We start from the raw sequence: 13,603 nt of genomic DNA, 5'->3' as shown, positions 1-13,603 counted from the left end.
TACTGGCTATTGGTAGGGCAACTCGACGGTCTCTGAGCAGGCCCAATCATACATTTCCGTATTGTCGTGCGGATCTACATAGTACCGAACTTTCGTACGAATGCCGCTTCGCGCTCCTTCATGTCGCCCGCAATTAGTCCCAGTTATGCGTGCAGCTATGAAAAGCTTGGCGCCAGATCGGCTTATTGGGTTCGAAAAATGTATTTCGAGGAGTTTGTCGTCGCGAGCGGATATGGCGAGGGAAGTTATTGTCGGGCCAGCCGCTCCCATCCCTACTGCATCAATACCTAGCCCAGCCCCCAGATTTGATACATTTATGCGGTCATCGTTTTGCTCGAGCGTGATTGTTCTGGAATATTCAAGACCGATCACATTTGGTCGCAGCAACCGGACATGACTGACGCGTAGCGGTTCCAATCCAGGCCCGAAAAGGTCATCAAGTATAAAATGGCCGAATTGGAAGCCAATGCGGCGGTAGCCGATTGCTTTCAGATGAGCCGACCGACCATCGGAACGCATTTCGGGCTCGTGATGGTAAACAGGCCCAACACATCGTATATGCGGGTCAGCTTTTGCCACCCGAAGCTGTGACCAGACGCTTTCTGCTATTATTCCTGGTCGCGATGCTCCGCGATTGGCTTGATATGTGAGCATAGGTACAGAAGCCACTTGGCCAGTTAGGTGCCGGATATCCGCGTCATATTGCTGCCGGAGCAGGATCAGGCCTCGCTGATAAGAATCGGCAGGCGTTCCCCGTCCGGCGTCGGACTCGCCGTGTGCGAGACAAATCGCCAGGACTCGGACACGTTTGCCTTCGGCACGGGCAAATTCCGCTGCCTTCGCCACCAAACGCATGACCTCCAGATGCTGTGCTGATCCTCGAAGTAACCCGTCAGCGCTCCCCTGATTAAGCCCGCTCAGGGTTGTGCCCCCGCGTCCGACAGAGGCAAACACCACGGTGGGCTTCTTTCCGAATCGACTTTCGCAGGTACGCATCAAGTAATCGGCCAAACCTCCGCAGGGTGTTTCCTTGGTCGAGCCGGTGGCCCGCTCAAACAGGTCAACCAGTTTTGACACGCGCCTGCCTCGAGGAGCAGATCCGGCATCGAACATCAGCGCGCGCCCAGGATGTTCTGGCACGGCGGTAAGAGGCGCGTCCCCTGCCTCATCGTTATTGCCCCCAAGTGCCCAAGACTGGCCGACGACAAGAATCATGTTGAGCACATTCGCGTCGAAATCGAAATGAGACGCCGTTTCCGGGTGATAAACGAGATCGTCTGCGCTCAACGTCCCACAGTCTGTGCCCGGTTGTAACTCTCCAGCATCTCTCGGGGGAATCTCACGCCCAACCGTTGAGTTGTCCTTCTCGCTCTCGTCGACGCTAGTGGTTTCGCTCGGACGCTTGTCTGGACTCTGGCTCTTATTTGGGATCTGTGGTGGTTCGTCGTTTTCGAGCTCGGTTGGAACGAACGTCCTCTCAATGAGATCCTCCGGCGTCCCTCGCCCGGCGACTCTGCTTATGAATTTATATAGATGGTTGGCGATCTCGGGAAAAAACTCGGGGTTCCAATGACGGCAATCATCGGCGAGGACACGTTTCACGCCGTGGCGTGCTACGAAAGGGGCAAAGTCCATCTCGTAGGCTTTGAGCCGATGTGCGACCTCGATCGATTGGTCCTTAAGTTCAGTGGGCCAGGAGATAGGTCGCCCGTCGGGCATGTATCTAAAATTGTGATGAACCATCGCTAGCGGGACATCCAGCGTTTCTTTGATGCGCCCGATGTAATTGGTCATATCGTCAACGTTCAATTGACGCGTAGTCGTTCGTCCGACTAGATCGTGAAGCCACTCGAACTTCTCCGTAAGAGGAACCAATTCGAGGAGATGTTGTGCATACTTGGCGCGTTCGGATTCGTTCTGTTTAACAAGAGACGACCTCCATTTGGCCACTATGCGTGGCGGCACATTTAGATGTTCTAGCTCTGGCAGGATGATTTCTTGAAACCGATTCGTGTTAACAACGAAGTCATCGTACAAGATATCGATAGAGGTGCTCATTTCGACAATTATTATGTCAGCCGTATATGGGATGCCCATCTGCTCTCTGTTAGGCTCTCGGCTGCTATCGAGATAACAGAACCGCCGCACGTGCGGCGGGATTGTTTTGCCGCCCGTTATAAAGCCCAGGAGCTGGACAGCACTCGCGGCAGAAATAGAGAACGGCGTCCTGAGAAATCCCATCTCCTTGTATATTCCGCCCAGCTTATTATTCTGATGCAGAGCCGAAATTAAATTATTGAGCAAGCAACCGCCGAATGATATCGGGCGAATATTATCCAATGCGATAACTCCTTTCATCGGCCACAACGACTCTGCTCACAGCGTTTTTAACGCCAATCCATCACCAATAACGGACGCGATTTGGCTCGCACATCGGTGCGCTATGGATCTTCGCCCTTCCTCAAGGTGAATGACTAGAGCATGTCCTGTTTAATCGGGTTCATATCCTGCGGCTTTGAAGTAGTTGGCACATTCGGCTGGGGTGAAGAGGTCGACGACCGCGCCGACCGCGTCCCACAGAGCCTTGATGGTTCTCTCGGCCTTTGCTCGCAGCAGCGCCTTGAGTTTGGCGAAGGCGTTCTCAATCGGATTGAAGTCGGGACTGTAGGGCGGCAGGTAGAGCAGGCTCGCGCCTGCGGCCTCAATCGCGTCGCGCACGCCGGCGGCCTTGTGGGCGGGCAGGTTGTCCATGACGACTACGTCGCCCTCCGACAATGTCGGGACCAGCACCTGCTCGACATAGGCCAGGAACACGTTGCCGTTCATGGCGCCGTCGTAGACGAAGGGCGCAGTCATGCCCGTCAGCCGCAGCGCTCCGGTGAAGGTCGTGGTCTTCCAGTGATGGGATGGACGCCCCCCTGACGGCATCGATGTGCCAGAGTGGTGGCGTTGAGAACCACCGAAGGGAGACGTCCATGACACAAGTTAGCACCATTGGCCTGGATCTGGCCAAGAACATCTTCCAAGCCCATGGCGCAGATGCCGCCGGCACCGTTGTGTTCCGCAGGAAGCTGCAGCGCGAACAGGTGCTGGCCTTCTTCGCTGCCAGCCGCCATGCCTTGTGGCGATGGAGGCATGCCCAGGCGCTCATTATTGGGGTCGTGAGATCGGCACGCTCGGCCATACCGTCAGGCTGATCGCACCGGCTTACGTGAAGCCTTTCGTCAAGCGTCAGAAGAACGATGCCGCCGATGCCGAAGCGATCTGCGAGGCCGCGCAACGGCCGACGATGCGCTTCGTGGCGGTGAAGAGCCAGGAGAAGCAGGCCTCGGCTGTGATCTTCCGAACCCGCGACGTGCTCGTCGGCCAGCGCACTCAGCTCATCAACGCGATCCGCGGGCATATGTCCGAGTTCGGCCTGATTGCGCCGCAAGGCCCCTCGCATGTCGAGCGGCTCATCACGCAGGTTGAGGATCCTACCTCGGGCGTGCCGGAGGCCGCTCGCTGTTGCCTTGCCATGCTCGTCGAAGCGCTACGCCGCTTGCAGGATCAGGTTAGGTCGCTGGACGCGGAGATTGCGAAGCGGGCCAAAGCTGACGAAACGGCCCATCGGCTAATGAGCGTGCCTGGCATTGGTGCAACAACTTCATAATGCCCGCTATCAGTCGGGTGAGGCGATTATCCGATATCGATTTCGTCCCCGTTACGGGGAAGCGGTTATTGTTGCCGGGCGCAATCGCAATGGTGATGAGGTCGTTCTGATCATCCGCCAGCTTGACGGCACCCTGGTGCAGTTGCCGATCTGGATGACGGAGGATCGTGCGGAGGTGATGATGGTGACGGAGAGTCCCCGTCTGTCGCTGACGTATCTGCGCGAACTTCGTCTTGAGCTCGATGCCTGTCTAACCTTGCTTCGCGACGATTCCCGTTGCGAAGGAGGAGACAAGCATGAAGCATCGTCAATCCTGTCACCGCCAACTCGATCTCTTTGTGCCCAAGACCCCGCCGGCACCGATAGCACCGGCCGAGCGGACGAAGCTATTGCCACTGGTGAGCGCGCTGCTGTCGGAAGCACGCGGCGCAGCCGCAGCGACGGAGGCCGGTGATGAAGATCACGTCTGACCACCTGGCGCGCGGCGCCTACATCTACATCCGCCAATCGACCGTCGACCAGCTTGCCAACAATCATGAGAGCCGGCGACGTCAATATGGCCTTGCTGACCGTGCCCGTGCTCTTGGCTGGACAGATGTGACAGTCATCGATGACGACCTTGGCCGCTCGGGTTCGGGTGTCAGTCGTCCGGGCTTCGAGAAGCTGCTGGCAGCGATCTGTGAAGGCCGCGTCGGCGCCGTGTTTGCAATCGAGGTGTCGCGTCTGGCGCGCAACGGGCGCGACTGGCACACGCTGATCGAATTTTGCGGCCTGGTTGGCACTGTGATCGTCGATGAGGATGGAACCTATGAACCACGCCATCCGAACGATCGATTATTGCTGGGCATGAAAGGGACGATGAGCGAGCTCGAACTGTCGCTCCTGCGGGCCCGTTCGATGGAAGCCTTGAAGCAGAAGGCACGACGGGGTGAGCTCTTCTTCACGGTCGCCGTCGGCTATGTGAAAGTGGGCCGCGACAAAATCGAAATGGATCCCGACCTGCGCGTGCGCGAGGCGATTGGGTTGGTCTTCACCCGCTTTGCCGAAATGCAAAGCATCCGCCAGGTGTTCTTATCGCTTCGCAGTGACCAGATAGCGCTGCCGTACATCAACCCCAGGATCTCCGGACAGCAGCATGTGCTGTGGAAACCTCCGGTCTACACGACGGTGAGCAACCTTCTCACCAATCCTGTTTATGCTGGTGCTTATGCCTTTGGCCGAACCGGAAGTCGGACGATAATCGAAAATGGCCGCAAGCGAATCGTGCGCGGCCGTCGCAAAGCTCGCTCAGATTGGGCAGTCTTGCTCGTTGATCATCACGAAGGCTATTTGTCCTGGGCAGACTTTGAAAGGAATCAACGGCTGATTACTGACAATGCCAACGGCAAGGGCATGATGGTGCGCGGGCCGGTGCGCAAGGGAGAGGCTTTGCTCGCCGGGCTATTGCGTTGCGGTCATTGCGGCCGCCGGCTGCTTGTTGGCTATAATGGCGCCAAGGGTGATGTCGGCCGCTATAAGTGTGACGCGACCCGGAGCAATCCCGACGGTGATTCCTGTATCTCGTTTGGCGCATTACGGGTCGATGAGGCGGTGGGAGCCGAGATCGTGCGGCTGCTGCAGCCGCTCGGCGTTGAAGCGGCCATCCAGGCGATCGCGCAGCGCGAGCATCAGTCTGGCGAAAAACAGCGCCAGATCGAGTTGGCGCTCGAACAGGCGCGATATGAGGCAATCAGAGCGCGCCGGCAGTATGACACGGTCGACCCTGAGAATCGTCTGGTTGCTCACGAACTCGAGCGACGGTGGAACGGCGCCCTCGCGGCCGTAAGCGCACTCGAGGAAGAACTGGAGGCCCTGGTCCGACAGCGGCCGGCCGCTTTGAGCGCCGAGGAGCGCCAGCGCCTATTGCAAATGGGGGCCGACCTGGAAGCCGCGTGGCATCATCCGGCGGCCACTGCCGTCACGCGTAAGCGCATCATCCGGGTCGTGTTGCGCGAGGTCGTGGCACACGTCGAGGGTGACCAGATTCATCTGTTGTTGCATTGGCAGGGCGGCGATCATACCCGCCTGACGGTGAGAAAGAACCGGCGGGGTCAAACGCGGTGGTCGGTCGAGCCGGAGACGGTGGAGCTGATCCGCGCCTGCGCGCGACTGATGCCCGACAAGGCCATTGCCGGACTACTCAACCGGGCAGGAAAGCGGACAGGTCGATCGAATGGATGGTCGCAGTCGCGTGTGCGGGGCTTCCGCAACACGCACGGCATCGCGGTCTACAGGGATGGCGAATGGGCCGAGCGCGGCGAAGTCACGTTGACCGAAGCCGCCAGGATGCTCAATCTGAGCCCCGCGACGGTCCTTCGTCAGATTCGCGCCGGCATCATCCCCGCCCAGCAATATTGCAAAGGCGCACCTTGGGTCATCAAACGACGGAATATCGAAGATTCGCATCTGATCGAACACGCTGGCCCACGTCTCAACGGGCCGTCATCATCAAATCCGGAGCAAAAGACCTTTGTCTTTCAGTAACGTAGCGAGATGGGCATTATGACGTGGGACCAGGGCCGCTGATCGTAACCGCGCTTGAGGCGATGGCTCCACCAGCAGAGACGTTCCGCTCTGGGCGCGATTTCGCAGCCTGGATCGGGCTGACGCCGATCCAGCGTTCGACCGGCGGCAAGGAGCGCCTCGGACGAACGTCGCGGATGGGAGAGCGAACGCTGCGACGCCTGCTCATCATCGCATCCAGCGCGGTAGTGCGCTGGGCCAAGCGCAAAGGCGTGCCATCCGGCTCGTGGCTCCATCGAATGCTGGCGCGCAAGCCGCCAATGCTGGTGATCGTGGCACTGGCCAACAAGACCGCGCGCATCGCATGGGCATTGATGACGAAAGGTGGAACCTACCGAGCTCCGACCGCCGCCGCATGAGTGCAGTGCAGTGAGCGAACGCGAGGCTGCCAGGAGGACGTGAGAAGGTCGAAGGACAGGTATGGCGCAACGTCGGCGAGGCGGGATCAGGAGAACCAGACGCATGGGGAGCGCTTCGAGCGCGTTCCAGTGATGTGGACCTGATCCTCGAACTCCCATACGGGCCCGCGGCCATGACGAAGCCGCAAAGAGAGGCCGAACACATGGCAGCACCCGATCACGCGCAGCAGCCTGAACCGAAGATTCTTCTTGCATCCGGCGGGGCGTCCACACATGGCCATGGGGCACGCCGGCCCGGCAGCGCTCGCCGCGCGGCGCTCTTCCACGCAGGCGGGCCATCTTTGTGGAGAGGCCGGTCTCATCGATGAACACGAGCTTCGCCGGATCGAGATCGAGCTGGCCGTCGAACCAGTCCCGGCGCCGCTTCAGGACGTCGGGGCGATCCTGCTCCAGTGCGTGCGCGGACTTTTTTTGAATGTCCAGCCGTGGCCGCGAAGCCAGGCGCTCAAGGCGCTGCGGCTGATCCGCACCGACTGCTCGGCGACGAGCCGCTCCACCATCTCGTTCAGCGTGATGTCCTTGCGCTCCTCGATCAGCCCGACGATGAAGGCTTCTTGCGCATCGAGGCTGGAGGCGCGGCGGCGGCCCTGCGGGCGTGGCGCCAGTTCGCCGATCTTCGCCCGCGCAATCCAGCGGATCGCGCTGGACACTCCCACGCCGAACCGCGCCGCCGCTTGCCGCGCCGACATGCCCTCGTTCGAAGCCTTCAAGACCCGCGACCGAAGATCCCCGCTCAATGCTCTTCCCATCGTCAACCTCCATCGAGGTGGATGTTGAATCAGCACAAAACGCAGCCGTCACATCACAATCGATTCATCGATCACAGGACGTGCTCTAGTTCTCGATCCGACCTATTGTGGATTACGGCCCAGAACGCGAATCGGAAAGTCAGATTCAGATTGACACTGAAATCCTAGCGATTTGTGCAGTTTTATGACGATCGCGTTTGTGTTCGCAGCGTGTAGGTATATTGGAGTATTAGGATAGCGATCAAGCACATGATGCATCAACCGCCGCGCAACTCCTTTTCCCCGAGCCGCCTCGGCCACGGCCATACGCGGGAGATATTTTCCCTCCCCTGATGCAAGGGTTTCAACATTCGAGCCATGGCCTTCGAGGGCTCTCTTGAAATTCATCCTAGCGTCCCGATCCAGGTGCCGCACGATGTCCAACATTCCCATCCGCTGGGATGCATCCAGTTCGCCTGCGTCGACAACTGATAGAAGCCCCAAAATTGCACCCTCTTCCCACAGGGTCCAAGTTTCTGAGAGCTCGGTCGACGGTGAATCAATTTGATCGGCTAAAATGAGGTTGAGCTTCGGACGGTCGATCGGAACCTTGTCATACAACTCCGGCAACGCTTGATATACGAGGTCACCCAAAAACGCCTTTCCCTCTTCTGAAAAGTCGTTCTCAATCTCTCCCTTCACCAATCGCCTGATATTCTGGTCCAAGGTATCCACCTCTTGTAATATAAGAATAATGCACGCTGAATATAAAGAAGCTTATTTCTTACTTCCTCGATATCTTCTCTTTAAGAATATCGAAAAGGCCGCCGACATTATCGAAAGTGACGATCTCCGCACCGATGAAACGAACGCTGAATGCCTCTTCAATCATTGCGATGAGACTAACATGCGCCATGCTGTCCCAACCAATGACATCTTCCGCAACGGTCTCCCGTGCAATTTCGGTGTCATTCTCAGGAAACTCGCCGTTTATGATTTCGACGACTTTCTGAAACAATTTGCTGTCCTCTATCATGTCCGCTCCTTCTTCATAATAAGATTGTCCTCGAACCAGACTGCTGCTGCTGTGCGATCCAGTTTGTCATTCTCGCTGCGCGGTGCTCTCTGAATCTCAAGGATCCATGTCGGTATGGCATGGGCTTCGACGATTTCTGACAACGCTGCTTTCAACTCGCGCTCATTGAGCGGTCCCAGCCCGTTAGATTCCACGACAGCCGCGAGTCCATCGCCTCGTTTAAAGACGACAGCCACAGGCCACCCGCACTGCCGAATGGCGGAGACGATCTCATCGAGCTCGATCCGGTATCCCTTTACCTTAACCTGAAAATCAATCCGCTCCTTGAAGAACAAGCGATCGTCACGGATTTCCGCCCAGTCACCGGTCAGATACCCACGCTCCCCCGACAACTCATCCAATACGCGGAACTGCTGCTCGGTCTTTTCCGGATCGTTCCAATAGCCCTCGGCAAGTTGGGGACCGCTAATCACAATCTGACCCTCGGTGGGAGAACGCCCGCCAATAAGCGAGATCTTCATGCCTGGTATGGTCTGACCCAGGGCGGCAGACGTATGGCAGTAAGATCCGTAGTTGTCGGAGGTCAGAACTTGCTCAGTTACAGAGATCGTAGCTTCGGTGGGGCCATAGGTATTTTGGGCGAGCGTGTCTGGCAATGCGGAAAAAATGGCGTCCAGTTGCTGTCTGACGAGCGGTTCCCCGCAGAAATTAAACAGCCGAACACTCCCTAGGTCTTTCCTTGTTACTTGCCGCGCCCGCATCATCAAGCTAACGGCGCTAGGCGTGGAATTCCAGATCGTAATAGCTTGCCTCGCGATAAATTCGGCGGGCGACATTCTGTCGCCCTCATCCAGCAAGGGGTGAAGCGAAGCGCCATGGCATAGTGCCCCAAATATATCTGTCATGCTGATATCGAATGCTAGATTTGGCTGTTGCGAGAGACGATCATCCGGGGTGATATGAAGGCTCTCCAGCCAGGACACGTAGTTTGCCAATGCTTTGCGTGAAACCATTACGCCCTTTGGCTCGCCAGTCGATCCTGACGTGAACATGACATAGGCTAGTTCGTGGCGCGTTCCATTACCCAAGAAACAGCGATCTGTATTGATCATATCTGGATCCAAGACCTTCAAGTTAGGAACTGCAGTGACAATTTCAGCCGCCAACTGTGGCTTGGCCACGAGAAGATCAGGTTGCAACCGATGCAGGATTCGCCGAAGCTTTTGTATCGGCGCAACCGTGTTCAGGGGCGTATGGAAGCCCCCGGCTAATCCGGACGCCAGGATGCACGCATAAGCATCGGCCTCTTGAGGGAGCGCGATCGCAATTCGCGGCTGCTCGAATGACGAATAAATCTGTGCGTAGATTCGGACTCGCTCCTCAAGCCAAGCATAAGAATATTGACGCGCGCCAACGTCTATGGCCAAGCGCCCAGGATGGCGAGAAGCTACCGAGAGAAACCTGTCAACTACATCCACCATCATTTCATCTATCTCCGCGTAACGATAAGAATATTAGCCGTTGGCTTCCGGAACGGAGTGTCCACTTGACCTTGCACCCGCGCCTGTCAACTGCAAATGGTGACGCGATGCATGACATATCCGAACCGAATGACCGGCAACGTCATACAGGATCCTTAAGTGTGTAGACGACCATAGGCGTGTGAGAAACCGTAGGGCCTTGTTGTGAGTATCTCGTGCTTGTCGCAGGCAAATTGTTCACACGAGCACGACGGCTGGCGGGGGCAAATTCAATTGGCGAAAGCGACACCTCGCAACGAGCCTGCTGTTGAGGTAATCCCTCTGACCATCGTTACAAATTTGTTGAACTGAACCACCGGCGAGTTGGCGACGTATATGATGTCCCTATCACGAATGGCGAGCTGCTGTGCATAGAAGTAGTTATCCGCCTTATTGAGTCGCAGACGATAGATAACTGGAACTGGGTCAGACCCCATAAGATGAGTTGAATTGGGCTTCAATGCGCGTACTAAGCTTGCCTCTTCGCGCCGAAAAAGAAATATCGCACTACTGTCGGCTTGCGCATCGTGAAGCCCGCCCGCTTTGGCGATGGCTTGAAGGAGAGACATGGGTTCTTTGTCTATGGGGTAGTCTTTTTGGGCGGTAACGGCACCAAGCGCCACAAAAATCGGAGGGTCGCGATACACATAGATATTGTCCCCCGGATATACGAAGACATTTTGACTGGGATCTTTTAGGATCGTGTCGAGAAGAGTCACCTCGCTCAGGGCGCCGCGTGTTAGGCGAACCTTGGTCTCCTGCGGCATTGTCCTTATGCCTCCAGATTGAGCAATAACCTCCAGTAGACGATCACCTTTCAAAGAAAGCGCCACGCGCGCCGAGCCGGTCGCGTCGCCTGAAACCGTCGCGGTAGCCGCGCTGCCCTGCGTCGAAACGATGACCTGTGGCTCAACGGCTTTATTTGCCAATCGCGCCTCTATCGCCTTTGCCAGGGAGCCTGGCGTGCGGCCGGCTGCAGTGATACGGCCTGCGTAGGGCACGCTGATTGATCCATCACGGTCGACGGTTTGCTGTGGAAGTGAAATGCTGTGCGAGCTTCCCATGGGCGCACCTGGCGTCGATGATCCGGAGAAAAGTCCGCCGGAAGCCGCTTCGAAAATCGTCACGACAATCTGGTCTCCGATCGTGAGTGCCTGCGAAGGCGCTGGCGGATGGCGTGAGAATTGACTGGCAAGATCACCGGATGGGCGGTTACGTAGCACAGCCAGGGTAGCATCAGTGATATCGACTACCTCATAGAGTGCGGAATCGGCACCTTTACCCTGCGCATTAACCACTGCACTGGCCGTGGGCCCCGAGGCCGGCAAGTTAACGCAGCCCATCAACAGCGCGGGCAAAAGTAATAATAAGTGACTTGTTTTTTTCATCAGCTTGATAATGTCCCCTAGCGGTAGCAGCTATTGGTACGGAATCGTCGTAGAGCAAGCGGAAGGAGACCTGCACTGGACTTCGGACCGACACTCGCCATCGGCCGCGGCGGCGACGATCGTAATGGCGAACTGCATAGCTATGTTGACCTTGAGGCGCGCAGGCGCGGCGCCGTCGTCATCGACCCTGTTGCGCTGGCCAAAGCCTGCCGGACGTCACGCGGCGAATTGTGATCGAACGATGCTTACTATCAGAGAGCCGAAAAAGGCGAGACCGACACCGATGATCGATGCCGCCAGTAGGCTTGTGATCGGGTCCGGATAAGACGGTCTTCCATCCGCCCTGGGCTCGGCGATCACAATCACATATTTTTGCTGTCGGATGGCGGCTTGCCGAGCGTAATCGAGCGCCTGCCGGGCCGATGTCAAATTGGTCTCGGAATATTCCAGGGCAGCGTTCAGAGCCTCATAGCGGGAGATCTGGTCAGTTGCTGATCCACTGGGGCCGACTAATCGCTTGCGCGTCTCCGCGATCCGATCCGTCAATGTCTTGATGTCGAGGAGGAGCGGTCGACGCCGAGGATGATCGCTCGCACCGGACGCGTCGATCGTGGCGAGCTCGTTTTGATCAGCTGTCCGCTGTGTTTCCAATTGATTGATCAATCCGTTTAGCATTGTCACGTCAGCCGTCGGATCGACGATGCCGGTCTCGCTCCGCCAATTAGCCATTTGCTGCCTGGCTTCTGTGGCACGCCTCTCTGCGCGGGCCAATTCTTGCTCGCTGAATCGCAAAGCATCTTCACGAGCGCGTTGGTTCATTTGATCTGCGAATTCCTCGGTCATCCGAACGAGAGAGGACGCGATGAGCACCGAGTCCTCTGGCTTAAAAGAGCTGACGTCCATCACGACGATCTGTTCCAGCATATTGAAGCGCGCTGTCACGCGCGCCCTATAAGCGTCGAAGAGCTGATCGTCATCCGCATTCTGCGGTAACCGCACCAAGGGATCGGAATTCGTTCTGATAAATAGCTTCCGGATATCGATCCGGTGTCCTAGCCTCGCCAAAGCCTCCCGCGAAACCAGAAAGTCCCGGGCCGCATATCCATCAACATAGCCATCCATCGGTCCACTACCTGACGAGAATAACGAGCTGACAGGTGACGTCGCTTGCATGGTGTCGGATCCTCCGCGGATGGCGAACCTCACCTCCGTCGTATACATCGGGGTGGCGATGAAGAAAACGAACAGCGACGTCGTCAAAATCGGCAGCGTTACACAGAGAGCCGCCGCCCAGGTACCCCATTTTGATCGCCTGCGCGTTACGCGACGTAGTTGGATAAATCGGGCTTGGTCGTCCACCCCTCCAGGTGAGACTGGGAAGGTTGGAGCCTCTGCAGGTGAGACCGGGAAGTTTGGGGTTTCTGCATCAGAGAGGGTCGTCGGCAAGGTCGTCTTCGAACTCTTTCTGAGCATCGTAAGAGGCAACACGAGGCGGATACCGATCAAGGGCCTTTTTGAGATCATTCGCAATTGTCACTCGTCCCCTATTAACGACAATAGCCCTGTCGCAGTATTTGCTGAGATCGGCAACCCGATTGCTCCCTGCTATGAGCATCTTGCCAGCCGATCGCTTTTCGAAGAGTGTCTTCCACAGGTAGCTGAAGCGGTCTTTAAGGAACGGGAATACCGCTTCAACGATATAAATATCGAAAGGCGGCAGAAGCGCGGCGGCAAGGCCGTATTCATACCGAAATTCCGCCGGCCAATGTTCTACTTTCCCATTTATATGCCTAGGGTCCGTAACCATCGTCTCTAGCATCGCATTTGATACATGCATATCCAAGCCGTAAAGCCTGCATATCAAGGCAATCACGTGTCGGCCAGTCACATTGCCACGCAAAAAAGCCGGCCGGCCAATCGGCCACGACGTCAAGCCAATGAAACTTATCCTCCCCACCTGCGGAGGCCTGAGCCCGGCCAGAAGATCAACCGCGGGCTTTTTCGCAAGCGGATCACTTGTAAGCAGTGCATATCGTCCCGTTGGGATATCGAGGTCTACAGACGAAGCGATTTGTCGACGAATGCCAGCGATCTCAGGCTCGTCTGATGTTCGTTGAAAGGAAATCATCAAACTTAGCACATCGCTGGCGATGCAGTTGCTTTCCAGCGATTTATTTCTGCTACCAGTCTTGTTATATCCGTGCTGCCACGCGCCGCGGAAGCCGGCGGCCATCTCATCCACGTTTGCGCCAAAACTGCTGGCATTAGGAGTTGGGAGCTCCAGCAATTCATGTCAGT

Annotated in this window: 9 protein-coding genes and 4 pseudogenes; 4 read left to right on the top strand and 9 right to left on the bottom strand. The window is 56.9% G+C overall.

Annotation, left to right across the window (positions count from 1 at the left end; all coding sequences use genetic code 11):
- Nucleotides 1-6: 6 nt before the first annotated feature.
- Both HB778_RS37455 and HB778_RS37450 read right to left on the bottom strand, forming a co-directional pair.
- Complete coding sequence (locus HB778_RS37455) at nucleotides 7-2,340, bottom strand: hypothetical protein (protein WP_183465528.1); 2,334 nt, start codon at nucleotides 2,338-2,340, stop codon at nucleotides 7-9.
- Nucleotides 2,341-2,490: 150 nt separating this feature from the next.
- Nucleotides 2,491-2,916 (bottom strand): annotated as a pseudogene (locus tag HB778_RS37450) (IS630 family transposase); the annotation flags it as partial.
- Between the two features lie 59 nt (nucleotides 2,917-2,975).
- Between HB778_RS37450 and HB778_RS37445 the strand changes: the two are divergent.
- The 4 genes and pseudogenes from HB778_RS37445 to HB778_RS37430 form a co-directional block, all read left to right on the top strand.
- Nucleotides 2,976-3,637: pseudogene (locus tag HB778_RS37445) on the top strand (IS110 family transposase); the annotation flags it as partial.
- Nucleotides 3,633-4,106 (top strand): hypothetical protein, encoded by a 474-nt coding sequence (locus HB778_RS37440; RefSeq protein ID WP_183465527.1) that lies wholly within the window; start codon nucleotides 3,633-3,635, stop codon nucleotides 4,104-4,106. The pseudogene HB778_RS37445 and the gene HB778_RS37440, both read left to right, overlap by 5 nt.
- Nucleotides 4,106-6,175 carry a recombinase family protein gene (locus HB778_RS37435; RefSeq protein ID WP_183465526.1) on the top strand — a complete coding sequence of 690 codons (2,070 nt, stop codon included), beginning with the start codon at nucleotides 4,106-4,108 and terminating at the stop codon, nucleotides 6,173-6,175. Before HB778_RS37440 ends, HB778_RS37435 begins: the two co-directional genes overlap by 1 nt.
- 26 nt (nucleotides 6,176-6,201) lie before the next feature.
- Nucleotides 6,202-6,573, top strand: a pseudogene (locus tag HB778_RS37430) (transposase); the annotation flags it as partial.
- Between the two features lie 273 nt (nucleotides 6,574-6,846).
- Here HB778_RS37430 and HB778_RS37425 read toward each other — a convergent pair.
- The 7 genes and pseudogenes from HB778_RS37425 to HB778_RS37395 form a co-directional block, all read right to left on the bottom strand.
- Nucleotides 6,847-7,382, bottom strand: a pseudogene (locus HB778_RS37425) (helix-turn-helix domain-containing protein); the annotation flags it as partial.
- Between the two features lie 102 nt (nucleotides 7,383-7,484).
- A complete protein-coding gene (locus tag HB778_RS37420; protein ID WP_183465525.1) occupies nucleotides 7,485-8,087 on the bottom strand; it encodes a GNAT family N-acetyltransferase in 603 nt (200 codons plus the stop codon).
- 58 nt (nucleotides 8,088-8,145) lie between these two features.
- Nucleotides 8,146-8,397 carry an acyl carrier protein gene (locus tag HB778_RS37415; protein ID WP_183465524.1) on the bottom strand — a complete coding sequence of 84 codons (252 nt, stop codon included), beginning with the start codon at nucleotides 8,395-8,397 and terminating at the stop codon, nucleotides 8,146-8,148.
- On the bottom strand, nucleotides 8,394-9,881 hold the full coding sequence (locus HB778_RS37410; protein WP_183455019.1) for an AMP-binding protein: 1,488 nt from the start codon (nucleotides 9,879-9,881) through the stop codon (nucleotides 8,394-8,396). Before HB778_RS37410 ends, HB778_RS37415 begins: the two co-directional genes overlap by 4 nt.
- Before the next feature lie 266 nt (nucleotides 9,882-10,147).
- On the bottom strand, nucleotides 10,148-11,305 hold the full coding sequence (locus tag HB778_RS37405; RefSeq protein WP_183455020.1) for a polysaccharide biosynthesis/export family protein: 1,158 nt from the start codon (nucleotides 11,303-11,305) through the stop codon (nucleotides 10,148-10,150).
- Nucleotides 11,306-11,521: 216 nt separating this feature from the next.
- The gene (locus tag HB778_RS37400; protein ID WP_183465523.1) at nucleotides 11,522-12,565 is read right to left on the bottom strand and encodes a hypothetical protein; all 1,044 of its coding nucleotides are present in this window, start codon (nucleotides 12,563-12,565) and stop codon (nucleotides 11,522-11,524) included.
- 166 nt (nucleotides 12,566-12,731) lie between these two features.
- The gene (locus tag HB778_RS37395) at nucleotides 12,732-13,592 is read right to left on the bottom strand and encodes an ATPase (protein WP_183455022.1); all 861 of its coding nucleotides are present in this window, start codon (nucleotides 13,590-13,592) and stop codon (nucleotides 12,732-12,734) included.
- Nucleotides 13,593-13,603 lie beyond the last annotated feature (11 nt).

The sequence above is a fragment of the Mesorhizobium huakuii genome (genome assembly GCF_014189455.1).
Lineage (GTDB): Bacteria > Pseudomonadota > Alphaproteobacteria > Rhizobiales > Rhizobiaceae > Mesorhizobium > Mesorhizobium huakuii_A.
Note: the sequence above shows the minus strand (reverse complement) of the source record. Positions and strands in the feature narration are given on the sequence as shown.